At 69.7% G+C, this 25,970-nt stretch carries 9 protein-coding genes; 3 read left to right on the forward strand and 6 right to left on the reverse strand.

Annotated features, from left to right (window positions below; translation table 11 throughout):
- Positions 1–43: 43 nt before the first annotated feature.
- Genes SK854_RS36690 through SK854_RS36700 form a run of 3 tightly spaced genes read right to left on the reverse strand, consistent with a single transcriptional unit; the run spans position 44 to position 2,434 of the window.
- Positions 44–838 (reverse strand): SIR2 family NAD-dependent protein deacylase, encoded by a 795-nt coding sequence (locus tag SK854_RS36690; protein WP_319979738.1) that lies wholly within the window; start codon positions 836–838, stop codon positions 44–46.
- Entirely contained in the window at positions 835–1,680 is an 846-nt protein-coding gene (locus tag SK854_RS36695) for a protein-ADP-ribose hydrolase (protein ID WP_319979739.1), read from the reverse strand. Before SK854_RS36695 ends, SK854_RS36690 begins: the two co-directional genes overlap by 4 nt.
- Position 1,681: 1 nt before the next feature.
- Positions 1,682–2,434 carry a nuclear transport factor 2 family protein gene (locus SK854_RS36700; RefSeq protein WP_319979740.1) on the reverse strand — a complete coding sequence of 251 codons (753 nt, stop codon included), beginning with the start codon at positions 2,432–2,434 and terminating at the stop codon, positions 1,682–1,684.
- 55 nt (positions 2,435–2,489) lie between these two features.
- On the opposite strand from SK854_RS36700, the gene SK854_RS36705 reads away from it, so the two are divergent.
- Entirely contained in the window at positions 2,490–3,308 is an 819-nt protein-coding gene (locus SK854_RS36705) for a helix-turn-helix domain-containing protein (protein WP_319979741.1), read from the forward strand.
- 84 nt (positions 3,309–3,392) lie between these two features.
- Here SK854_RS36705 and SK854_RS36710 read toward each other — a convergent pair whose 3' ends face one another.
- From SK854_RS36710 to SK854_RS36720, 3 genes are all read right to left on the reverse strand, one after another.
- Positions 3,393–4,265, reverse strand: a complete 873-nt coding sequence (locus SK854_RS36710) for an aminoglycoside phosphotransferase family protein (RefSeq protein ID WP_319979742.1) — start codon at positions 4,263–4,265, stop codon at positions 3,393–3,395.
- Between the two features lie 69 nt (positions 4,266–4,334).
- Complete coding sequence (locus tag SK854_RS36715) at positions 4,335–5,306, reverse strand: 3-oxoacyl-ACP synthase III family protein (protein ID WP_319979743.1); 972 nt, start codon at positions 5,304–5,306, stop codon at positions 4,335–4,337.
- Complete coding sequence (locus tag SK854_RS36720) at positions 5,303–6,739, reverse strand: ThiF family adenylyltransferase (RefSeq protein ID WP_319979744.1); 1,437 nt, start codon at positions 6,737–6,739, stop codon at positions 5,303–5,305. The genes SK854_RS36715 and SK854_RS36720 overlap by 4 nt, the downstream gene beginning before the upstream one ends.
- A gap of 9 nt (positions 6,740–6,748) precedes the next feature.
- On the opposite strand from SK854_RS36720, the gene SK854_RS36725 reads away from it, so the two are divergent.
- Positions 6,749–7,066: a hypothetical protein gene (locus tag SK854_RS36725; protein ID WP_319979745.1), complete on the forward strand. Its 318-nt coding sequence runs from the start codon at positions 6,749–6,751 to the stop codon at positions 7,064–7,066.
- A 322-nt stretch (positions 7,067–7,388) separates the two neighbouring features.
- Positions 7,389–25,946, forward strand: coding sequence for a type I polyketide synthase (locus SK854_RS36730; protein WP_319979746.1), 18,558 nt, complete (start codon positions 7,389–7,391; stop codon positions 25,944–25,946).
- Positions 25,947–25,970: the final 24 nt, after the last annotated feature.

Genomic DNA, 25,970 nt, shown 5'->3' on the forward strand with positions numbered 1-25,970 from the left:
GATGGCGGGGGGTCTTACTCCAGTTCGCGGATAGCCCGATGTGCTATGGCAGATCGAGCACCTCGGTGATGTCCGCCCGCACAGACACCGCCCGTTCACCAAGATCGGCAGGCACCTCGGCGTGCGCGGTGTTGACCCGCACCAAGCGAGCGCTTGGCAGGCTGCGGACCAGCGATTCCACCGGTCGGCGAATGACCGTGGGCGTGCTGAACCCGGCACCGATCTCGATCACGAGCACACCATCTCCGAGCCACTCGCGCAGCCGTTTCCCCGCAGGCGCGTAGTGGTCGGGCACGTACTCGGGCCCCTTGTGCACGTTCAGGAACACCTCTCCCCCGCAGCGCGGACACACCGGCACCGTCTCGGACTCCCCTGTCAAGACGTCGTAGGTGGCCAATGCGGCGTCCACGATCGGCCTGCTGGGCCACGTCTCCCTTGTGCACGGCGTCTCGCACTGGTAGCGGCCGTAGTCGCCCTGCGGCGTCCACACCCTGTCCTCCGCGAAACCGTTGCGCGCGAACAACCCGTCCACATTGGACGTCAGGACGAAGTGGTCACGGGTCCCGACCAGGTCCCGCAACCTCGTGTACACGGGGTTCGGCTCTGCGCCGAACCGGATGTCGTCGACGTGCACGGACCAGTAGCCCCACAGCAACCTGGGCGGTAGCGGCAGCCCGATCAGCTGGTACCGCGCCCACAGGCCCTTCTCGTGCAGCACAGGAAACAGCTCGGCGAACCTCTCGGTGTCCGAGTAGTCGTAGCCCGCCGCCGCGGACAGTCCCGCGCCCGCCGCGATGAGCACTCGATCGGCCTCGTCCAGCCAGCGTTCCAGCGTCACGACAACTCCCGGTAGACAGTCTCGTCCTCGCCGCTGAACGCCACGAACACCACGCGGTCGAACCGGCCGGGACGCGTGGCGAGCCAGTCCCGGACCGTGCCGATCGCGGTCCGCGCGGCCGGCCTCTTCGGAAACCCGAAGATCCCGGTGCTGATGCCGCTGAACGCGATCGTGCGGATTCCCGGTACCTCGGCGGCGAGGTCGAGGCACGCCCGGTAGGAGTCGGCGAGCGCGGTTCCGTGGGCGGGCAACAGGTTTCCGCGCACGATCGGGCCGACCGTGTGCAGCACGAACGGCGCGGGCAGGTGATAACCACGGGTGATCTTCGCGGTTCCGGTCGGCTCCGGCGTTCCCTGCAGGGTCATGATCCGCCGGCAGTCGGCCCGCAGCCGTGGCCCCGCGACGTCGTGGATCGCGTTGTCGACGCAGGCGTGCAACGGCTGGAAGCACCCGAGCAGGGCGTCGTTGGCGGCGTTGACGATCGCGTCGGCCCGGAGCCGGGTGATGTCGCCTCGCCACACCGCGATCGGCGCTGGCAGCGTCAGCGCGTTCGTGAGCGGCCGCTGCTGGCGTTCGCCGCCGAGCAATGCGTCGAGCACGGCGACGAGTTCGGGGTCCAGCGGCGCGGGTTCGCGGACGGTGAGCACCGCCCGGAGCATGCGGCGCCGGTCCCCCGCCTCGCGCGGCAGCCGGAACCGGCCGACCCACGGGTCGTCGCCGAGCATTCGCAGGGCGAGACTCGTCAGGAGTTCGAGTTCGCCGGCGGGCGCGGGCGCACTGAGCGGGCGGAAGGGCTCGTCCAGTGCGACCGCGTGCCGGTAATCGGGCAGGGCCGTGAGCACGTCAGAACAGCCCGTTGCCGTGCGGGAGGCCGGCCGGGATCGGCGCGATGACGTCCCAGTGCTCGACGATCCTGCCGTCCTGGACGCGGAACAGGTCCCAGTACGCGACCGGTTCGCCGAACTCGCCTTCCGACTGCAGCAGAACGAGATCGCCCTCGGCCACGACCTGGTGCACCGTCTTGTAGACGAGGTTCTTGCCTTCTCCCGCCCACTTCGCCGCGGCCGCTCCGAACCCGTCGAGCCCGTCCGCGGCCTCCGGGTTGTGCTGCAGGTAGGTCTCGGTGGAGATGTAGTCGGTCAGCACCGAGTAGTCGGCGTCCTGCAGGATCCGCTGCGCGAACTCCTGCACCAGCTCGCGACTGCGTTCGGTGCCCTCGGCGGCGGGCTGTGCGGCACCGTCCGTCTGGGACCGTCCACTCGCGGTGTTCTCGACCACGGGCGTCAGTGCGTCCCAGTGTTCGGCGAGCTTGCCGTCCCGCACCCGGAACAGGTCGAACGCGACGAGCGGTTCCGGCCCGAAGCCGTGGTAAACACCGTGCAGTGCAACGAGATCGCCGTCCGCGATCACGCGCGCCGGTTCGTAGCGGAAACCTTCCGGCAGGCTCGCGACGAGCCCGCGCAACGCCTCGGGTCCGTCCGCGATGAGCGAGCTGTGCTGGCGGTAGTCCGGCGCGACCCAACGGTCCACAGCGGACGGGTCCTTGTCGCCGAACAGTTCGCCTGCGGCCTTGAGCACGAGTTCCTTGTTGTTCATGGCTGCAACGATGTCCCAGCAAGACGCTCACGACGAGGTAGGATCACGCCTCACCATGGTCAGAAGTGGACAGGTCGCGCAGTTCGGCTTCAGCAACCCCGACCGCGGGCAGCTGGGCCTGGAGGCACTCGACCTCGGCGTGCTCCGCCGCAGGCTCACCGAGGACACGCTGACGAAGGTGCACCGCACCGACTTCCACCAGCTGTTCCTGTTCACCGCGGGCACCGGCACCACCATGGTCGATTTCGTGGACCACCCGTGCTCACCCGGCACGCTCCTGCACGTCAGCCCCGGCCGGGTGCTCCGTCTGCCCGCGGGCGCGGTGGAGGCGTTCATGGTGCTTTTCACCCCCGCGTTCCCGCCGCCGGTGCTCAGCCCGTTCGGACCGGTCCGGCACCTGGTCCCCAAGGCGGAACTGGCGGTCTTCACCCGCGCCGTGCAGGACCTCAGGCAGGAGTACCGCCGCAACCTGCTGACCAACGAACCGGTGGACCTGCTCCGCCAGCTGCTGGGCGCGTTGCTGCTGCGCGTCGCCCGCCTGCCCGGCTCCGCTCCCGGCCACGCCGACGCCCGGTTCGAACGCTTCCAGCAGGAACTGGAACGGTCCTTCGCCTCCACCCGCAACGCCGCCGAGTACGCGGCCCGCATCGGCTACTCGACGCGCAGCCTGAACCGCATCTGCCTGGCCGCCACAGGTCTGTCCGCGAAGGCGTTGATCGACGCCCGCGTGACGCTGGAGGCCAAGCGGCTGCTCGTGCACACCGACCTGTCGTCGGCGGCGATCGGGCACCGGCTCGGGTTCAGCGAGGCCACCAACTTCACGAAGTTCTTCGCCCGCGAGACGGGCATGTCACCCGGCGCGTTCCGCGAGTAGCTGACCGCGGGCGTGACGGCGAGCTCGCGCCGGAACTGCTCGCGGCCGCGTTCGTCGAGGATACGAGGAGCACGTCGATCCGCATCAGTCGTCCCAGCCCGGACAGAGCTGGCCGAGCGTCCGGCTGGCGATCCCGGCGAGGAACTTGTTGGTCTCGCGGTAATACGGAAGCGCGAGCACGGCGAGGTGCAACGCCCAGCCCTTCGCGCGCGTCCAGGCGGCGTCGTCGAACTCGGCGAGTTCGCGCCGGAACTGCTTGCGTCCGCGTTCGTCCAGGTAGAGCCAGGCCGTCATGAGGTCCGCCGCCGGATCACCGACGCCGGCCGCGCCCCAGTCGATCACGCCGGTCAGCGCGCCGTCCGTGAACAGCAGGTTCCCGACGTGCAGGTCGGCGTGCAGCCAGCGGCCGGGACGGTCCCAGGTCGGGGCGTTGAGCGCGTCCTCCCAGATGGTGACGAGCCTGGGGTCGCCGCCGACCTGGGCGATGCAGGTGCGGACGGGGTCGTCGTGGTCGGAACCGGTCACCCGGCCTCGGCCGGTGGTCCACGGCCGTCCGGTCGCGTCGATCTCGTGCAGTGCGCGGATCAGTTCGGCCAGCCGGAACGGGGTGTCGTCGCCGACGGCCTCGATCGGGGCGGTCTCGCCGCCGAGCCAGCGCACCACCGACCACTGGTACGGGTAGTTCTCGGTCGCTTCGCCCAGCGCGACCGGTTCCGGCACCGCGACCGGCACGTGCGGCGCGACCAGCGGAACGACGACGGCTTCCTTGCCCGCCCCGTCCTTGGCCCACTCGCGGCGCGGCAGCCGCACCGCCAGGTCGTCGCCCAGCCGGTACAGGGCGTTGCTGGTGCCGCCGTGCGCGACCTCGCGAATCGGCAAGCCGTGCCAGCGCGGGAACTGCGTGCGGACCAGCTCGTCCACAAGAGACACGTCGGTGGCGATCACGCCGTCGAGCATCGATCAACTCCCCCAGAGGCCCGGTGCCCTTCGCATGCAACACCGGGCCGCCGGTGGGAGCAACTCGTTTTAGTGCCGGAAGCAGAGGGTTCCCCACTGGAACCCGGCACCGATCGCGGACATGACGAACACGTCGCCCTTGCGCAGCTCCCCGAACCGCGAGTGCAGCGCGGTGAACACCCCTGCCGACCCGGTGTTGCCGAGCCGGTCGAGCGTCACCGGTGCCTTCGTGGCGGGGACGCCGAGCTTGTCGAGCGCGGCGTTGATGATGTTCAGGTTGGCCTGATGGAGGAAGAAGTGGTCGATCCGCTCGATCGGCACCTCCGCCTTCGCCGCCGCGGTGAGGATGCTGTCGGGCAGCCACCTCGTCGCGGTGTCCCAGACCGCCCTGCCGTTCATCGTGACGAAGTGCTCTCGCCGCTCGACGGTCGACTCGCTCGCGGGCAGCCGTGAGCCGCCGGCCTTGATCTGCACGTCGTAGGACAGTTCGGAGCCGAAGTCCCAGGCCAGCAGGCCGCTGTCGCCGTCGCCGCGGTGCAGCACCGCCGCCGCGGCCGCGTCACCGAAGAAGATGCGGCTGGTGCGTTCCTGCGGGTCCGTGACGCGGCTGGCGCAGTCGGCCGCGATCACGAGCACCGTGCGGGCGGCCGAGGACTGCAGCAGGTGTGCCGCGAGCAGCAACGCCTGCACGCCGTTCGCGCACGCGGCCTGCGTGACGTCGAGCGTCAACGCCCGGTGCGCCCCCAGTGCCTCCTTGACGATCAGTGCCGTGGACGGCAGCGGCTGGTCCCACGTGTAGGTGGCGACGATGATCACGTCGACGTCGTGGACGGTCGTCTCGGAACTCGCGAGCGCATCCCTGGCCGCGGCGACGCACATGTCCGAGACGGCGCGATCCGGTGCGAGCCAGCGCCGTTCGCGGATCCCGGTCCGGCTGGTGATCCACTCGTCGGACGTGTCGACCATGCGCGCGAGATCGTCGTTGGTGACGATCCGTTCGGGCAGGTGGACACCGGTTCCCTTCAACGCCACCGGGATCACACCGAGCTCCTGGTGGTGTTGGTGGCGGGCGTGATCAGGTCGGCGAAGTCGACGTAGAAACGGCCGGACACGCATTCGGCGCCGAGCAGGATCCGGCGGGCGGCCTCGGCGGTGAGCGCGCCGCCGAGCGCCACGCCGGACGCGAGCTGCGGCCAGCTGCTGAGCGTCCTGCCGAGTTCGCCGAACGACGCGCGCAGCTCGGGGCTGATGCGTTCGGCGTCGACTATGGCGAGGATCAGGTCAATCTTTTGTTGTTTCGACAGGGTTTCGAGCTCGTCGGCGGTGACGTCGCCGATCAGGCCGTGCAGCAGCGGGCGGTGCGGTTCCTGGTCGAACCGCTCGACGTCGAGCATGCCGCGGTCGTTGCAGTCCATGACGACGGGGATGCCGCGCCGGCGGGCCGCCTCCCTGGCGGCGATCTTCGCGTACGGGGTGTCGCACTCCTCGACGACCAGGTCCAGGCCCTCGGTGAACTCGTCGAGGTTGTGCCTGGTGAGTCCGTCGGTGAAGATCTCGATGTCGAGGTAGGGGTCGATCTCGAACATCTGCCGCGCCGAGATGACGGCCTTGTTGACGCCGAGGTGGTGCACGCCCGCGCGCAGCCGGTTCAGGTTGGACAGACCGAACTCGTCGAAGTCGGCGAGCTTGAACCGGCCGCCGATGCCCTCGAGTGCGAACGTGACGGCGGCGCTGTTGCCGACCGACAGGCCGATCACGCCGATCCTGCGGCCCAGCAACGACCTCTGCTGCGGGCGTTCGATCTTGCCGCGGTTGCGGTCGGTGCGGACCAGCCGGAACTCCTCGCGGGGCAGCACGTGCACGAGCCGCTGCGACCACGGGTAGAAGACCCAGGTGCCGTACTCCCAGTCGGTGAGGCCGCCGAGCTGCTCGTGCTTGCGCCGGGTGAGGTCCTCGTGCGGCGGCAGCCAGGGTTCGCGGCTGCGGACGAGCTCGTCGATCTGCGCGTCGATCGTGTCGTGGACCTCGCGGACCTGACCGGAGTCCAGAAGTCGTTGCAGCGCTTCCCGATCGGCCGCGACCGTTGGGGTGAGGAGGACCGGTTGCCAGGCCGTGGTGTCCGCGTTGCCGTGGAGGTGGTGCGGCCGGCGGTGACTGAGCGCGACGGCGGGAGTGTGCTCGACCGCCGCCAGTTCCGGGAACTCTCCACGCATCCTCGTGACGAGTTCGTGGTATTCGCCGGCGCCTGCTTCGACGTCGTGGAACATGATCACGACGTCCTCGGTGTAGTGCTCGACGTGTCGGCGCGTCCCCTCGACACACCGGAAGCCGAATCGTTCGTGGAACAGGTGCTGGCCGTCCTTCGTCCCGGACGTGCCGATCATCGCTTTCGCACCTAAAGCGTGTGCGGCACCGATCGCGACGGCGTTCAAATAGGCACCGAGCCCCAGTTTCCGGGCCCGGTGTTCGACCACGAGTCGACTGTGCTCAAACGTTTCTCCGGGCGTGACACCGGCCTCGCGGAGAATTCGTTCGAATCCGGCATCGCCGAGAAATGCCCGGGACTGGAACAGCTCGCCGGTCGCCGGTGTCGACAACCTGATGTAGCCGAGAGGCGGCCCACCTGGCTCTTTCCGTGCGACGAAGTGCCAGGCGCCGTAGTCGAGGTCCTGATCGTCGACGTGCCGGCCGTCCTCGCCGCGGAACGCAGGTCGGCGTCCACGATCGAAGAGCACCCTCGCCCGCAACTCGCGGACCGTTTCCACTATCTCATTGCTGACGACCGTGTCGGCGGAAGCTAAGAACGCACTCACGTGCCACTGCTGGTACATCTGACGCGCCACCTCGAACAATGAGAAACAACGTTGATCGCGCGCACCTTAACCACAGTTGATCTTGATTGAGAAATCAAGATCACTAACGGGTGAACTCCGCTTTCGCGCCACTACGCCGTGCCGTCGCCACCCCGAACACCCCGTCCGGATCACGCTGCGTGGTCGCGCTCCCAGGCTGAGCCGCGGAAACGATCTCAGCGAGCAGAAGCTGTGGAATCCACTACAGGTTCGGCTGTTCGAATGTGCCAACGGGGAGCACCGCGGGATTCGGACTGACGGAGCGCAGAGCATGAGCAACTCCAGTGAGAAGGTTGTCGAGGCGCTGCGTGCGGCTGTGAAGGAGGCCGACCGCCTGCGCCGCGCCAACCGGCAACTGGTGGCCGCGGCCGGTGAGCCGGTGGCGATCATCGGCATGGCCTGCCGCTTCCCGGCCGGAATCACGTCCCCGGAACAACTCTGGGACCTGGTGTCCACCGGCAGGGACGCGATCACGGGCTTCCCCGCCGACCGGGGCTGGGACGTGGACTCGTTGCTCGGCAGCGGAGTCGACTCCCGCGGCAACAGCGTGTCGGTGCAGGGCGGCTTCCTGCACGGCCTGGCGGACTTCGACCCGGCGTTCTTCGGCATCTCACCGCGCGAGGCGGTGACGATGGACCCCCAGCAGCGCCTGCTGCTCGAAGTGTCCTGGGAGGCCATGGAACGAGCAGGCCTCGACCCGTCCACTCTGCGCGGCTCCCGCACGGGCGTGTTCGTCGGCACCAACGGCCAGGACTACGAACACCTCCTGATCCGCGGCCTGGACGACGCGACCGGCGACGTCGGCACCGGCATCGCCGCCTCCGCCGAGTCGGGCCGGATCTCCTACGCGTTCGGCTTCGAGGGCCCGACCCTGACCGTCGACACGGCCTGCTCCTCGTCGCTGGTCTCCCTGCATCTGGCCGTGAACGCCCTGCGCGGCGGCGAGTGCACCCTGGCCCTGGCCGGCGGCGTGAACGTCATGTGCACCCCCGGCTCCCTGGTCGAGTTCTCGCGCCAGGGCGGCCTGGCCCGCGACGGCCGCTGCAAGGCGTTCTCCGACGACGCGGACGGCACCGGCTGGTCCGAGGGCGTCGGCATGCTCGCACTGGCCCGCCTGTCGGACGCTCAGGCTTCGGGCTACCCGGTTCTGGCCGTGGTGCGCGGTTCGGCCGTCAACTCCGACGGCGCCTCCAACGGCTTCACCGCCCCGAACGGCCGTGCCCAGCAACGCGTCATCCGCGCGGCCCTCGACCGCGCCGGCCTTGGTCCGTCCGATGTGGACGTTGTGGAGGCGCACGGCACCGGTACCGCCCTGGGCGACCCGATCGAGGCCCGCAGCCTGCTGGCCGTGTACGGCGCGGACCGCCCGTCGCCACTGCTGCTCGGCTCCGTGAAGTCGAACATCGGCCACACCCAGGCCGCCGCCGGTGTCGCGGGCATCATCAAGATGGTGCAGGCGATGCGGCACGGCGTCGTGCCCGCCACCCTGCACGTGTCCCGGCCTTCCACACACGTCGACTGGTCCGCCGGTGACGTCTCCCTGGTGACCACGGCTCGGTCCTGGCCGGAGTCTGATCGCGCGCGACGTGCGGCCGTGTCGTCGTTCGGCGTGTCCGGCACCAACGCGCACGTGATCATCGAGGCCGCTCCGAGCGCTCCGGAATTGTCAGACCTGCCTGAGATGATTGAGATGGGGGCTCGCGACCCCCAGGGGGCCGGCCAATCCGAATCGATTCCGGTCCGGGTGCCGCTGGTCGTCTCGGCCAAGTCCGAAGCCTCCCTGCGAGCCCAGATCGACCGCATCCGCACCCACCCCGGCGACCCGCGCGACATCGGCCACTCCCTCGTCACCACCCGCACGCTCTTCGAACACCGCGCCGTCCTCCTGGCCGACACGGAAATCACCGGCCAGGCCAAGCGCACCGAGCTCGCGATGCTCTTCACCGGCCAAGGCGCCCAACGCCTCGGCATGGGCAAGCAACTCCACGCCCGCTACCCCGCGTTCGAACAAGCCTTCGACGCCTGCACCACCCCCGAACTCAGACAGATCATCTGGGGCGACGACGAAGACCTGCTCAACCAGACCGGCAACGCCCAGCCTGCGCTGTTCGCGTTCGAGGTGGCGCTCTACCGCCTCCTGCAACACTTCGGCGTCGAACCGGCCCATCTCGCAGGCCACTCCATCGGCGAGATCGCCGCCGCGCACGTCGCCGGCGTCCTCAGCCTCGACGACGCCAGGACCCTCGTCACCGAACGTGCCCGCCTCATGCAGGCTCTCCCCCAGACCGGCGCGATGGTCGCCGTCCAAGCCTCCGAAGCCGACGTCACGCCGCACCTCACCGGCACCGTCAGCATCGCGGCCGTCAACGGCCCCGCCTCCGTCGTCATCGCCGGCGACGAAGAACCGACCCTCGAACTCGCCCAGCGCTGGAAGCACAAGCGGCTCCGCGTCTCGCACGCGTTCCACAGCCCGTTGATGGAACCGATGCTCGAAGACTTCCGCGAAGTCATCAGCACCCTCACCTTCCACCAGCCCCAGATCCCCGTCCACGGCGCCGACGTCACCAATCCCGAGTACTGGGTCCAGCACGTCCGCGACACGGTCCGCTTCCACGACAACGTCCAAGCTCTGCAAGGCAGGACGTTCCTGGAAGTCGGCCCGGACGGCGTCCTCTCCGCACTGGTCGACGGCGCCATCCCGACGATCCGCAAGGACCGCGACGAGGTCGAGGCGTTCGAAACCGCCCTGGCCCGCCTGCACGTCAGTGGCACGCGAGTCGACTGGCTGCCCTGTTACCCCGGCGGCAAGCGCGTCGACCTGCCCACCTACGCCTTCGAGCACGCGCCGTACTGGCCGTCGGTGTCGGTCAGCGCGGGCGACGCCACCGGACTCGGCCTCTCCCCCGCCGGGCACCCGTTGCTCGGCGCGGCCATGACCGTCGCCGGGTCGGGCGAACTGATCCTCACCGGCACGCTGTCCGGCGCGCAGTGGCCCGCCTTCCCGACGGCGGGTTTCGTCGAGCTGGCGCTGAAAGCGGCAGACCTCACCGACCACGATGCCGTCGAGGAACTCACCACGGTAGAGCCGTTGCGGTTGGCGGGCAACGGTTCCGTGCAGGTCCAGCTCCACGTCGGCACCGACGGCCGTTTCACCCTGCACTCCCGCGCCGACCAGCAGGACTGGGTCAAGCACGCCGAAGGCAGGCTCGGCACCGGCACGCAGCCCGAGAACATCGCCGTGTGGCCGCCGAAGGGCGCGCAGGTCGTCGACAGCTCCCACGACGAGAGCCTCCGCGCGGTCTGGCAGCGGAAGGACGAGATCTTCGCCGAAGTCGCGTTGTCCCAGGACGCCACCGGTTTCGGCATCCACCCGGCCCTGCTGGACGCCGCCCTGAACGCCGCGTCCTTCCTCGGCGTCGAAGGCGAAGCCGCGGACTGGCGTTCGGTCACCCTGCACGCCACCGGCGCCGAACTCCTCCGCGTCCGTCTGTCCGAAGAGGACGGACAGGTTCAGCTCACCGCCGCCGACGCCGACGGGGACGCGGTCCTGGACGCCGCCATCTCGTTCCGCGAGCTGGAGGCGACGCGACGCACCGAGCTGTACCGGCTCGACTGGGTCCCGATCGAGGTCCACGGCACGAACGACTGGGCCGTGCTCGGCGAGGACCTCCTCGAACTCGGTGTTCCGGTCGTGGACTCGTTGGCGGGCGAGTCCACACCGGACACCGTCCTCGTGCCGGTGACCGACTCCTGGCAGGCACTGCTGCTCATCCAGGAGTCGCTCCTGACCAACTCCCGGCTGGTGTTCGTCACGCGAGGCGCCCTGTCCGGAGACGATCTGGCGGGCGCAGCCGTGTGGGGCCTGGTGCGGTCGGCGCAGGTCGAGCACCCCGGCCGGTTCCTGCTGCTGGACGTCGAGGACTCCCTCCCGGACGGCCTGGCGGCGCTCTTCGACCTCGGCGAAACCCAGGCCGTCGTCCGCGACGGCGAGGTGCGCGTCGGCCGGTTCAGCCGCGCCTCCGGCCACACCGCCGACCACTCGTGGAACGGCACTGTCGTCGTCACGGGCGACGTCCCCGAGATCGAGCAGCACGTCGGCGCGATGCCTGGCGTGCGCGGGGTCGTCACGGTCACCGACTGGGACTCTCTGCCCGAACTCTTGTCCACTGTGGATGATCTGGCCGCGGTCGTGCACGCGGCCGACTTCCAGGACGACGGCGTCGTCGGCGCCCTGACACCGGACCGGCTCGACACCGTCTTCCAGGCCAAGGCCGACACGGCATGGCTGCTGCACACGCTGTGCGGCGACGTTCCGTTCGTCGTGCTGACGTCGATCGCCGAGGTCGTCGGCGCGGTCGGCAAGGGCGCCCACGCCTCCGCGAACAGCTACCTCGAAGCCCTCGCCGCCCACCGCCGCGGTCTCGGCCAGCCGGGCCTGGCGCTCGCGATGGACACCTGGGACCCCACGCTGTTCGACGCCGCCATCAGGACCGACGAGGCGTTCCTCGCGCCGTTCGTCCCCGAGCGCGCCCGCCCCGGACGACGCACGGCCTCGAACGCCCGCAGCGGCGGCCTGGCGTTGAAGCTCACCGGCCTGCCCTCGGCGGACCGGCTGCCGTTCGTGGTCGAGGTGGTCCGCGAAGAGGCCACGAAGGTCATCCACGCCGACGGGATCGCGGAGGACAGGGAGTTCCGAGCGCTCGGCTTCGACTCGCTGACCGCCATCGAACTGCGCAACGCCCTCGCACTGGCCACCGGCCTTTCGCTCCCCGCGACGCTGATCTTCGACTACCCGACCCCGCAGACCGTGGCCGAGCACCTGCTCGCCGAACTGACCGGCGAGGGGCTCTCCGACGACGTCGTCGCCCAGGGCCAGGCCGATCTCGACGACCCGATCGTGATCGTCGGCATGGCCTGCCGCCTGCCCGGCGACGTCAACTCGCCGGAAGACCTCTGGCAGTTGCTCGTCACGGGCGGCGACGGCGTCACGACGTTCCCCCACGACCGCGGCTGGGAGGCCGAGGCGATGGGCGGCACCGTCGAGGGCGGCTTCCTGCACGGCGCGACGCAGTTCGACGCGGGCTTCTTCGGCATCTCCCCGCGCGAAGCCCTCGCCATGGACCCGCAGCAACGCCAGCTCCTCGAAGTCGCCTGGGAGGCCGTCGAACGAGCCGGCATCGACGCGACGTCGTTGCGCGGCACGAAGACCGGCGTCTACATCGGCACGAACGGCCAGGACTACACCAACCTGATCCTGCGTTCCCGCGACGAGGTCGAGGGCCACGCGTCGACGGGCCTGTCGTCGGCGGTGATCTCCGGGCGCCTCTCCTACACCTTCGGCCTCGAAGGCCCCGCCCTCACCGTCGACACCGCCTGCTCGGCCTCGCTGGTGGCCCTGCACCTGGCCGCGAACTCGATCCGCTCCGGCGAGACGACGATGGCCCTGGTCGGCGGCGTGACCGTGATGTCGACCCCGATGAGCTTCGCCGGCTTCAACGCCCAGGGCGGCCTGGCCGGAGACGCGCGCTGCCGTTCGTTCTCCGAGGACGCCAACGGCACGGGCTGGGCGGAAGGCGTCGGCGTGCTGGTGATCGAACGCCAGTCCGACGCCGTGCGCTACGGGCACCAGATCCTCGCAGTCGTGCGCGGCTCGGCGATCAACCAGGACGGCGCCTCGAACGGCCTGACCGCCCCGAACGGCCCCGCGCAGCAACGCGTGATCCGCCAGGCCCTCGCCAACTCCGGTCTGTCCACTTCGGACGTGGACGCGGTGGAGGCCCACGGCACCGGAACCGTCCTGGGCGACCCGATCGAGGCCCAGGCCCTGCTGGCAACGTACGGCCAGAACCGCACGTCACCGCTCCTGCTGGGTTCCATCAAGTCGAACATCGCCCACGCCCAGGCCGCCGCCGGTGTCGCGGGCGTGATCAAGCTCGTGCTGTCGCTGCGCAACGGCCTGCTCCCGCGAACCCTGCACGTGACGTCGCCGACCTCGCACGTGGACTGGTCGGCGGGCAACGTGGCGCTGCTGACCGAGAACACCCCGTGGCCTGCGGTGGACCGCCCTCATCGCGCGGGCATCTCGTCGTTCGGCCTGTCCGGCACCAACGCGCACGTGATCATCGAGGCCGCTCCGACCGCTCCGGAATTGTCAGACCTGCCTGAGATGATTGGGATGGGGGGTAGTTCCCCCCAGGGGGCCGGCCAATCCGAATCGATCCCGAAGGGCACGGCGGCCTCGGCGGGCATCTCCGGCGCGCCGCCGTTGCTCGTGTCGGCGAAGTCGCCCGAAGCCCTCCAAGCCCAGATCGACCAGATCAACGCTCTCGTGCAGAGCGGCGCGAACCCACAGGACGTCGCCTACTCCCTGCTGCACCACCGCGTGACGTTCGACCATCGCGCCGTGCTGCGAGACGGCGCGACACTGGCAGAAGGCGTCGCCACACCCAAAACCCTCGCGATCCTGTTCAGCGGCCAAGGCGCCCAACGCCTCGGCATGGGCAAAGAGCTGTACGAGACCCAGCCGGTCTTCAAAGCCGCGCTCGACGAAGTCTCCCAGCACCTCGACGTCACACCGGTCATGTGGGGCGACGACGCCGACGCGCTCAACCAGACCGGCAACACGCAGCCCGCCCTGTTCGCCTTCGAGGTCGCCCTCTACCGGCTCGCCGAAAGCACAGGCATCACCCCAAAGTTCCTGGCGGGCCATTCAGTGGGCGAGATCGCCGCCGCACACGTCGCCGGCGTCCTCACCCTCGAAGACGCCGCCACACTGGTAGCGGCGCGCGCCCGCCTCATGCAGGCGCTCCCGCAGACCGGCGCGATGATCGCGATCCAGGCCACCGAGGCCGAGGTCACCCCGCACCTCACCGAGAACGTCTCCATCGCCGCCGTCAACGCGGAGAACTCCGTCGTCATCGCGGGCGACGACCACGAAACGCAACGGATCACCGACCGCTTCAAAGACCGCAAGACCACTCGCCTCAAGGTCAGCCACGCGTTCCACAGCCCGCTGATGGAACCGATGCTCGCCGACTTCCGCGAAGCCATCAGCGCACTCACCTTCCACCAGCCCCAGATCCCGATCCAGACGCAGGCGGACGTCACCGACCCCGAGTACTGGGTGCAGCACGTCCGCAACACGGTCCGCTTCCACGACAACGTCGAAGCCCTGAAAGCCAAGGGCGCCAACGCGTTCCTGGAGATCGGCCCCGACGGCGTCCTGAGCGGCCTCACCGGCGCCATCCCCGCCCAGCGCCGCGACCGGGCCGAGTCCGACGCGTGGCTGACCGCGCTGGCCCGCCTGCACGTCATCGGCGTCAAGGTCGACTGGCAGCTCGACGGCCGCACGATCGACCTGCCCACCTACCCGTTCCAGCACGAGCGGTACTGGCCGGAGATCGCCCAGGCACCGGCGGCCGGCCGCGACCCGATCGACGCCGAGTTCTGGGCTGCCGTCGAACAGCAGGACGCCACCCAGCTCGCCACGACGCTCGACATGGACCCGAAGACCTGGGCCGGCGTGCTGCCAGGCCTGTCCGCGTGGCGGCGGAAGCGATCCGCGAAGTCCACTGTGGACTCGTGGCTGCACGAAGAGTCGTGGACGCCCATCACCGGCCTCAAACCGGCGCAAGGCTCGTGGTTCGTCGCGGTGCCGATGTCGCTGTCCGAGGACGCCTGGGTGCGCACGTTGCTGGCCTCCCTGGGCGACGACGTCACGGTGCTCGAAGTGGCGTGGGCCGACCGCGAGTACCTGACCGGGCAGCTGGTCGAGTTCAACCAGAAACGCTACACGGGCGTGATCTCGTTGCTGGCGCTGGACGATCTCGACGAACTGGCGCCGGTCGTCGGCACGACCGCGCTCATCCAGGCGTTGGGCGACGTGGACATCAACGCGCCGTTGTGGGTCATCACCCGCGGCGCGGTGTCGACCGGGCGCAACGACCTGCTCACGCAACCGTGGCAGACCGGCGTGTGGGGCCTGGGACGCGTCGCGTCGCTGGAGTACCCGCAGCGCTGGGGCGGTCTGATCGACCTGCCGGACGACCTCGACGACCGCGTCGCGCACCGGTTCACGTGCGTGCTGTCCAGCGACGAGGACCAGACCGCAGTCCGTTCCGCCGGAGTGTTCGGCAGGCGTGTCGTCGTTGGCGCGCAAGCGAACGGCATCGAGTGGACGCCGTCCGGAACCGTGGTGATCACCGGTGGTACCGGTGCTCTCGGCGCGCACCTCGCCCGTGACTTCGCCCAGCGCGGAGCCGCGAAGATCGTCCTGGTGAGCAGGCGCGGTCCCGGCTCCCCTGGCGCGACGGACCTCCAGGCCGAGATCACCGCGCTCGGAGCGGAAACCGTTGTCGTGGCGTGTGATGTCTCCGACCGGGACGCCGTCGCCGAGCTGCTGACCCCGGACGTCAAGGCCGTCGTGCACGCGGCCGGTGTGCTCGACGACATGATGTTCGACAGCCTGACGCCCGACGCGTTCACCAAGGTGTTCGAGTCGAAGGTGAACTCGGCGTTCGTGCTCGACGAACTGACACGCGGCATGGACCTCGACGCGTTCGTCCTGTTCTCGTCGGTCGCGGGGTCGGTCGGCAACATGGGCCAGGGCAACTACGCCGCCGCGAACTCCGTGCTCGACGCGATCGCCCAGCAACGCCACCAGGCGGGCCAGGCCGCCACGTCGATCGCCTGGGGCGCCTGGGCGGGCGACGGCATGGCGGGCGACGACCGCGTCGCCGAGCACATCAAGCAGGTCGGTGCGGCGTCGCTGGACCCGGAGCTCGCGATCACCGCGCTGCGTCACCTCGTCGCGCACGGCACGGCTACGGCGGTCGTCGCGGACCTGCGCGCACCGCAGCTGCTGATGGCGTTGCTGAGCCTGCGCCCGACGCCGGTGATGTCCGAACTGCCCGGCGCCCGCGAGGCGCTGGACGAACTCGCCGCCGCCCGCGCCGAGAGCGACTCGGCCGCGGCGGAGTTCCGGCGTTCGTTGCGTTCTCTGCCCGCCGACGAACGCGTCACCCCGGTGCTCGACCTCGTCCGCACGCGTGCGGCGGTGGTGCTCGGGCACGCGGGCAAGGAGGCGGTCGCATCCGACAAGGCGTTCCGCGACATCGGTTTCGACTCGCTGACCGCCGTCGACCTGCGCAACCACCTCTCCTCGATCACGGGGCTCGCGCTGCCCGCCAGCCTGGTGTTCGACTACCCGACACCGCTGGCGCTCGCGGAGTTCCTGCTGGACGAACTCCTCGGCGACACCTCCGTCGTCGCCGAGGAGCACGTTCGTCTCGCAGACACCGACGACATCGCGATCGTCGGCATGGCCTGCCACTTCCCCGGCGGCATCGACTCGCCGGACGACCTGTGGCGCGTGCTGATGGCGGGCGAGGACGTGATCACGTCGTTCCCGGCGGACCGCGGCTGGGACACGACCGAACCCATCCGCGGCGGCTTCCTGAACGGTGCCGCGGACTTCGACGCGTCCTTCTTCGGCATCTCCCCCCGCGAAGCCCTCGCGATGGACCCGCAGCAACGCCTCCTGCTCGAAACCTCCTGGGAGGCCTTCGAACGCGCAGGTGTCGACCCCGTGTCGTTGCGCGCCTCACGGACCGGCGTCTTCGTGGGCACCAACGGCCAGGACTACCAACACGTGGTGATGGCCTCCAACGAAGACCTGGAAGGCCACGCGGGCACCGGACTGGCCGCGTCGGTGATCTCCGGCCGCATCTCCTACGCGCTGGGCTTGGAAGGACCCGCCGTCACCGTCGACACCGCCTGCTCGTCAGCCCTGGTAGCACTGCACCTCGCCGCTCAGTCACTGCGCGGCGGCGAATGCTCCCTGGCCCTGGCCGGCGGCGTCACGGTAATGGCAACCCCGACCTCGTTCTCCGGCTTCTCCCGCCAGGGCGGACTCGCGCAGGACGGCCTGTGCAAGGCGTTCTCCGACTCCGCCGACGGCACGGTCTGGTCCGAAGGCGCAGCCGTCCTGGTGGTAGAGCGCCACTCCGACGCTCTGGCCGCCGGACACCCGGTGCTCGCCCTGGTCCGCGGTTCCGCGTTCAACTCCGACGGCGCCTCCAACGGCCTCACCGCCCCGAACGGCCCTTCCCAGCAACGCGTGATCCGCGCGGCCCTCGCCTCGGGCGGCCTGTCGGTGTGCGATGTGGACGCCGTCGAGGCCCACGGCACCGGCACCGTCCTGGGCGACCCGATCGAGGCACACGCACTGCTGGCCACCTACGGCCAGAACCGCGCCGAACCGCTGCTGCTCGGCTCGGTGAAGTCCAACCTGGGCCACACGCAGGCGGCAGCGGGCGCGGCGGGCGTCATCAAGATGGTGCTGGCGATGCACCACGGCCAACTCCCCCGCACCCTGCACGTCACCTCGCCCTCCTCCCACATCAACTGGTCCACGGGCGCCGTCGAACTCCTGACCTCCACCACCGCCTGGCCGACGGTGGACCGCCCACGCCGCGCGGGCGTCTCGTCGTTCGGCATCAGCGGCACGAACGCGCACGTGATCTTGGAAGCCCCGAGCGCTCCAGAACTGTCAGACCTGCCTGAGATGATTGGGATGGGGGGTGGTTCCCCCCAGGGGGCCGGCCAATCCGAATCGATCCCGAACCGCGAGGCGAAGTCGGCGAACCCCGTAGACGCAGCGGGCACGCCAGACACGCCAGACACGACGGGCACGACGGGCGCGCTAGGCGCGGCGAGCGCGGTGCCGTTGCTCGTGTCGGCGAAGTCTGCGGGCTCGCTGCGCGCTCAGGTCGAGCGGATCAAGGCCGTCCTCGCCGCCGGTGCGAACCCCGTCGACGTCGCCCACACCCTGTCGAAGCGGTCGCGGTTCGCCCATCGCGCGGTCCTGATCGACGGCGAGGAAGTCGCGAACGGCGTCGCCGGCGAGCACACGCTGGCGGTGCTCTTCTCCGGGCAGGGATCGCAGCGGCTCGGCATGGGCAAGGAACTGCACGAGCGGTTCAGCACCTTCGCGGACACGTTCGACGCCGTCCTCGCCCATTTCGAACCGGGCCTGCGCGACCTCATCTGGGGAACCGACGCCGACGCGCTCGACCAGACCGGCACCGCGCAGCCCGCGCTGTTCGCGTTCGAGGTGGCGCTGTTCCGGCTCCTGGAGGAGTTCCGGATCAAGCCCGCCCACGTCGCGGGCCACTCCATCGGCGAGATCGCGGCGGCGCACGTCGCCGGCGTCCTGAGCCTCGAAGACGCCGCCAAGCTGGTAGCAGCACGCGCCCGCCTCATGCAGGCCCTCCCGCAGACCGGCGCGATGATCGCCGTTCAAGCCACCGAGGCCGAGGTCACGCCGCACCTCACCGCGAACGTCTCCATCGCTGCGGTCAACGCGCTCAACTCCGTCGTCATCGCCGGCGACGAGCAAGAAGCCGAGGCCATCGCGGCCAACTGGAAGCACAAGCGGCTCCGCGTCAGTCACGCGTTCCACTCGCCGTTGATGGAGCCGATGCTCGACGACTTCCGCGAGGCGATCAGCGGGCTCACGTTCCACGCGCCGGTTGTAGGAATGTCAACATCCGGACAGGTCGGCACCGTCGACTACTGGGTGAACCACGTCCGCGACACGGTCCGGTTCCACGACGACGTCCAGGCACTCAGGAACAAGGGCGTCACGCGGTTCATCGAGGTCGGACCGGACAGCGTCCTGTCCGCGCTCGTCGACGGCGTGCCGACGTCGAGGCGTGACAGGACTGAACTGCACAGCTTGATGACTGCACTCAGTCAAGTACATGTCGACGGAATCAATGTTGACTTGACTCAGATGTTGATTCGAGGTGTACAAATCAACATCCCGACGTACGCCTTCGAGCGCGAGCGGTTCTGGCCGAAGGCATCCGTCGGTGGACGCACGGGCGACCTCACGGCCTATGGCCTCGCATCAGGCGGACACCCACTTCTCGGCGCGGCAGTCACCGTCGCGGGCACCGACGAGCTGGTGCTCAGCGGACGGCTCGCGAAGGCGACGCATCCGTGGCTCGGCGAGACGTTCCCGGCGACCGGGTTCCTGGACTTCGCGATCCGCGCGGGCGACCTCGTCGGCTGCGATCGCGTCGAACACCTCATCACGGCCGTGCCGTTGCATCTGCCGGAACGTGACGCCGTCGCCGTGCAGGTGCGCGTCGGACCACCGCAGGACGGCAAGCGCACGGTGAGCGTGCACGCCCAACACGGCGACACTTGGGTCGAGCACGCCACCGGCACGCTCACCACCGAGCCCTACCACGCGGCGTTCAGCGGCGACGGCGTTGAAGTCGAGCTGCCCGAAGGTGTGGACGACGCCGCGACGTTCGGTGTGCACCCGTTGTTGTTGGCGCAGGCCCTCGAAGGAACGAGCGAGTTGCTCGGTGAGGGCGTGCCGTTCGAGTGGCGGGACGTGTCGCTGCACGCCATCGGACCGGAGCGGCTGAAGGTCCAGCTCACGCGCAACGGCGACGCCGTCGAGGTAGCGGCCGCCGACGCCGAGGGCAACCCCGTGTTGTCCGTGCGCGCGTTGACCGTGCACGTGCCTGAGGTCCCGCAGGACCAACGGGTTCGTGACGCGTTGTTCCAGGTGAACTGGGTGCCGGCGCGACTCGGCGAGGCGTCCGAGATCAACGCCCGGATCGTCGAGGTCCTGGGCGGCGTCGACGCCGAGGCCGCGCACCGGGCGACGATCGAGGCGTTGGAGGTTCTGCAGAACGCCGACGAGCGCACGGTGTTCGTCACGCGGGGCGCGCAGGAACCGGTCAGCGATCTTGGTGCGGCAGCGGTCTGGGGCCTCGTGCGGGCCGCACAAGCCGAGGACCCCGGACGTTTCCTGCTGATCGACCTCGACGAGTCGAGCACCGTCGAACCCGGCATGCTGATGAGCGAGGAGCAGCAGCTCGTCGTCCGGGACGGCGTCGCCTACGCCGGACGACTGGCACGCCTGGGCGAGCACGAGACGCGACCCGTCGACTGGTCCGGCACCGTGCTGATCACCGGTGGTACCGGTGGGCTGGGTGCGGAGCTGGCGCGGCACCTCGTCGCGTCCGGAGCGCGGAGCCTGCTGCTCCTGAGCCGGCGTGGACCCGACTCCCCCGGTGCGTTGGAGCTGCGGGCGGAGCTGATCGCGCACGGTGCCATCGTCACGATCGCCGCCTGCGACGTGGCCGACCACGACGCGCTGGCCGCCGTCCTCAACGGGCACGACGTGACCGCTGTCGTGCACACGGCGGGCGTGCTGGACGACGGCGTGATCGCGTCGATGACGCCTGAGCGGCTGACGAAGGTGTTGCGGCCCAAGGTGGATGCCGCCTGGAACCTGCACTCGCTCGTCCCGGAGGCGCAGTTCGTCCTGTACTCGTCGGTGTCCGGTGTCCTCGGCACCGCGGGTCAGGGCAACTACGCGGCGGGCAACGCGTTCCTCGACGCACTCGCGCAGTACCGGCGTTCGCTGGGGCTGCACGCGGTGTCGCTGGCGTGGGGCGCGTGGACGTCCGAGGTCGGCATGACCGGGCAGATGGACGCGGCGGCGTTCGAACGGCTGGAGAAGTCCTCGATGCCGCCGCTCTCGCTGGAACTCGGCCTGGCCCTGTTCGACGTGGCGGTCAGGGTCGACGCCGCGCAGGTGGTGCCCGCACGGGTCATCAGCGGCACCACGAACGGCATGGTGCCACCGCTGCTGCGTGACCTCGTGCGTGGCGGACGCCGAACCGCGACAAACCGCTCCGACGTGCAGATCAGCCCGGACCACCTCGTGGACCTGGTGCTGAGTGAAGCCGCCTCAGTCCTCGGCCACGGATCCGCGGCGACGATCGACGCCGGGTTGGAGTTCAGCCAACTCGGGTTCGACTCGCTGACGTCCGTGGAACTGCGCAACCGCCTCGACGCGGCCACCGGCCTCACGCTCCCGGCGACGCTCGTCTTCGACTACCCGACCCCGCGGGCGCTCGCCGACCACCTGGCCGCCGAACTGTTCGGCGGCACCACCGAGGCCGAGTCGTTGGCGGGCGCCGTCAACGACGAGCCGATCGCGATCGTGGGCATCGGCTGCCGGTTCCCCGGCGACGTCATGGGCCCCGACCAGCTCTGGGACCTGGTGGCGGCCGGACGGGACGCGATCAGCGGCTTCCCGGCGGACCGGGGCTGGGACGCGGGCGTGGTCGGCGACGGCGCCGGCCAGTCGGTGACCGGGCACGGCGGCTTCCTGAACGGCATCGCGGACTTCGACCCGGCGTTCTTCGGCATCTCCCCGCGCGAGGCCGTCGCGATGGACCCGAACCAGCGCCTCGTCCTCGAAACCGCCTGGGAGGCCCTCGAACACGGTGGTCTCGACCCGCTGGCCCTGCGCGGCTCGCGCACCGGCGTCTTCCTCGGCGCCGGCGGCCTTGAATACGGCCAGCTGGTGATCAACTCCGAGCAGGCCCGCGAGGGCTTCTCCAGCACCGGAACGTCCCCGAGCGTCGTGTCCGGCCGCCTCTCCTACGTACTCGGTCTGGAAGGACCGTCGATCACGGTCGACACGGCGTGCTCGTCGTCGTTGGTGGCACTGCACATGGCCGTGTCCGCGTTACGGAACGGTGAGTGCACATTGGCGCTCGCTGGCGGCGTGCAGACGTTGGTGTCGCCGGGCACTTTCATGGAGTTCAGCCAGCAGGGCGGTCTCGCGCGTGACGGACGTTGCAAGGCGTTCTCCGATACCGCCGATGGCACCGCATGGGCCGAGGGCGTCGGTGTGCTCGTGGTCGAGCGTCTGTCCGATGCACTCGCTCAAGGGCACGAAGTGCTTGCGGTCGTGCGCGGTTCCGCAGTGAACTCGGACGGCGCGTCCAACGGCTTGACCGCGCCCAACGGCCCGTCGCAGCAACGTGTGATCCGTGCGGCGCTCGCTGCTGCTGGGTTGTCGACGTCCGATGTGGACGCCGTCGAAGCGCACGGCACTGGCACGGCCTTGGGCGACCCGATCGAGGCACAGGCACTGCTCGCGACCTACGGTCAGGACCGCTCCGAACCGCTGCTGCTGGGTTCGCTGAAGTCGAACATCGGTCATTCGCAAGCCGCGTCGGGCGTCGCATCGGTGATCAAGATGGTGATGGCGATGCGGCACGGCGTCCTGCCACGCACGCTGCACGTCACCTCGCCGACGTCGCACGTGGACTGGTCGGCGGGGTCGGTGTCGCTGCTGACTTCGGCGACCGCGTGGCCCGCGGTGGACCGGCCTCGGCGCGCGGGTGTGTCGTCGTTCGGCATTTCGGGGACGAACGCGCACGTGATCTTGGAAGCCCCGAGCGCTCCAGAACTGTCAGACCTGCCTGAGATGATTGGGATGGGGGGTCGTTCCCCCCAGGGGGCCGGCCAATCCGAATCGATCCCGATGGTCGTGTCCGCGAAGTCGGCCGACGCGGTCCGCGCTCAGATCGAGCGAGTCACGGCCTTCGTCGAGCGGACCGGGGCGAGCGCGCGAGACGTCGGGTTCTCCTTGCTCGGCCGGTCGCGGTTCGACCACCGAGCGGTCCTGCTCGACGGCGCCAAGATCGCCGCCGGACAGGCGAGCAAGAAGAAGCTCGCCGTGCTCTTCTCCGGGCAGGGATCGCAGCGGCTCGGCATGGGCCGGGAGCTCTACGAGCGGTTCAGCGCCTTCAAAACGGCGTTCGACGAGGTGGACCGGCATCTCCAGATCCGCGGCTTCGTCTGGGGCGAGGACGAAGCCGAACTGAACAGCACGGCCAGGACGCAGCCCGCGTTGTTCGCGATCGAGGTCGCCCTCTACCGGCTCGCCGAGAGCTTCGGCGTCAAGGCCGACGTGGTCACCGGGCATTCGGTCGGCGAGATCGCGGCGGCGCATGTCGCCGGCGTGTTCAGTCTTGAGGACGCGGCGAAGCTCGTCCAAGCACGCGCGAACCTGATGCAGGCGTTGCCGGCCAACGGTGCGATGTTCGCGGTCAGGGCGAGCGAGAGCGATGTCATGAAGCACCTCAACGACGCCGTGTCCATCGCGGCCGTCAACGGCGAGCACGCCGTGGTCATCGCGGGCGACGAGGCGCAGGCGGGGGAGATCGCCGAGACCTGGGAGCACAGGCAGCTCAAGGTCAGCCACGCGTTCCACTCGCCGCTCATGGAGCCGATGCTCGACGACTTCCGCGAGGCCATCGAGCACATCCGGTTCCAGGAGCCGAAGATCCCGGTGCAGGCGACCGGCGACGTCACGACGGCCGAGCACTGGGTCCGGCACGTGCGCGATGCGGTGAGGTTCGCGGACAACGTCGCGCACATCGGCGACGCCACGTTCCTGGAGATCGGCCCGGACGGGGTGCTGAGCGCGCTGGTCGACGGTGCGATTCCGGCACTGCGCAGGGACAAGGACGAGGTCGCGGCGTGGACGACGGCACTCGCTAGGCTGTTCGTGCAGGGAGTGGACGTCGACTGGATGCCCTTCTTCCCTCAAAACAACAAGATCAAGCTGCCCACCTATCCGTTCCAGCACGACCGGTACTGGCCGACGCCGCGCAAGAACGCCGGTGACGTCTCCGCGGTCGGGCTCGGTCCTGTGGACCATCCGGTGCTCGGCGCCGCGATGACGCTCGCCGGGTCCGATGCCGTGGTGTTCACCAACAGGCTCACGGAGGACCATCCTGAGGCGGCCTTCGCGGAGATCGCGTTCCGGGCGGCCGATCAGGTCGGGTGCGGGCTCGTCGAGGAGCTGGTCGTCAGCGGCCCGTTGACGGCGGGTGTGGTGCAGGTGTCGGTTTCGCCGCCGCAGGAGGGAAAGCGGGAGCTCACCGTCCACACGCGACAGGGTGACGAGTGGGTGCGGTTGGCGAGTGGCGTGCTCCGAGACGGTGAGTACGCGAGTGACTTCCGGGTCGGTGAGTGGCCGCCGAAGGGCGCGGTCGAGATCGGGGAGAACACCTGGCAGCTCGGGGACGCGACGTTCGCCGAGGTGTCGCTGGAATCCAACGATTCCAACCAGTACGGCGTGCATCCCGAACTCATCCAGAAGGCGATGCTCGGCGAGGACGTGCCGCTGGAGTGGCGGAGTCTGTCGTTGCACGCGATCGGCGCGTCGACGCTGAGGGTCCGGCATCTGGGTGGATCGGTCGATGCCGTTGACGGGCAGGGGGCGCCGGTCTTCTCGGCGCGGACGGTGGTCCTCGGTTCCAAGCTCACGAGGCAACAGCAGCAGGATTCGCTGTTCCGGCTGGAGTGGGTGCCCGCGCCGCGGTTCGCCGAGGCTGAAGCCGCGATCGTCGAGATCAGCGGCGGCGAGGACTACGTCGAGGACGCCCATTCGCTTGCTGTGCAGGCACTTCACGCGGTCCAGCGGGACGAGCGGGTCGTGTTCGTGAAGCGCGGCAATGACCTGGCGGCGTCGACGGTGTGGGGGCTGGTCAGGTCGGCGCAGTCGGAGAACCCCGGACGGTTCCTGCTGGTCGACACCGACGACTCCGCGCCTCTGCCGATCGGGTTGCTGGACGTGGGCGAGACGCAGGCGCGAGTGAGGGATGGGCAGGTCCAGGTTGCCCGGCTTGCCCGCGTCACCGACACCGTCGAGACGGCGCAGTGGGATCCGGAAGGCACGGTGCTGATCACCGGCGGAACGGGTGGGCTGGGTGCGGAGCTCGCACGTCACCTCGTCGCCGAGAGGCGCGCCAAGCGGCTGCTGCTCGTTTCACGGCGTGGGCCGGACGCGCCGGAAGCCGTTGCGTTGCAGGCGGAACTGACGGCGCATGGTGCGGACGTCACGATCGCCGCCTGTGACACCGCCGACCTCAAGGCGGTCAAGAAGGTGGTGAAGGGCGTCAACCTGACGGCCGTCATCCACACGGCGGGTGTGCTCGATGACGGCGTCATCGGGTCGCTGACGCCGGAGCGGCTCGTCACCGTCCTCAGGCCCAAGGTCAACGGCGCGTGGAACCTCCACGAGGCCACGAGGAAGCAGAAGCTCAAGGCGTTCGTGTTGTATTCGTCGGTCTCGGGCATTGTGGGTGCGCCGGGGCAGGGCAACTACGCGGCAGCGAACGCGTTCCTTGACGCGCTCGCCGTCCATCGGCACGAGCAAGGACTGCCGGCGACGTCGTTGGCATGGGGGCCGTGGGCGCAGTCGAGTGGCATGACGGCGCATCTGCAGGACGGCGCCATGGATCGCATGGGGCGGGGCGGGATGCCGCCGTTGAGCGTCGAGGAGGGTTTGCGGCTGTTCGACGACGCCACGTCGCGTGACGAGGCGTTCCTGGTGCCGGCGCGGATCAGCACCGGGCGTTCGGACGGGCCCGTCGCGGCGGTGTTGCGCGGGCTGGTCCGCGGTGGCAAGCGAACGGCGGGAGGCGCGTCCACTGTGGACTACGGCGCGACGCTGGCGGCGATGCCCGCGGAGGACCAGCTCCAGCACGTCCTCGACCTGGTGCGCGGGCACGCGGCCGGGGTGCTCGGGCACGGATCGCCCGCGGAGGTGCAGGCGGACAGGCAGTTCCGCGATCTCGGCTTCGACTCGCTGACCGCCGTGGAGCTGCGCAACAGCATCGCGGCCGCCACCGGGCTCAAGCTCGCGGCGACGCTCGTCTTCGACTACCCGACGCCCGCCGAACTGGCCGCGCACCTGCACGGCCTGCTGGTCGGCGTGCAGGAGGAACGGCCCGCGCTCGCCACCGAGCTCGACCAGGTGGAGATCGCGCTCGCCGCCGGAACGCCGGGTGTCGCGGCGCGGCTGCGCAAGCTGCTCGCCCAGTACGGCGGCACGGCCAAGAAGGAAGCCGCGCGCGATCGCCTCACCGAGGCCTCCGCGGACGACGTGTTCGCGTTCATCGACAACGAGCTCGGCCGACGCACCGAGCGCTGACCCACTTCACGACGGAAGGTTTCC

Origin of the sequence: Lentzea sokolovensis, from assembly GCF_033949975.1 — a bacterium.
In the GTDB taxonomy this organism is placed as follows: Bacteria; Actinomycetota; Actinomycetes; order Mycobacteriales; family Pseudonocardiaceae; genus Lentzea; species Lentzea sokolovensis.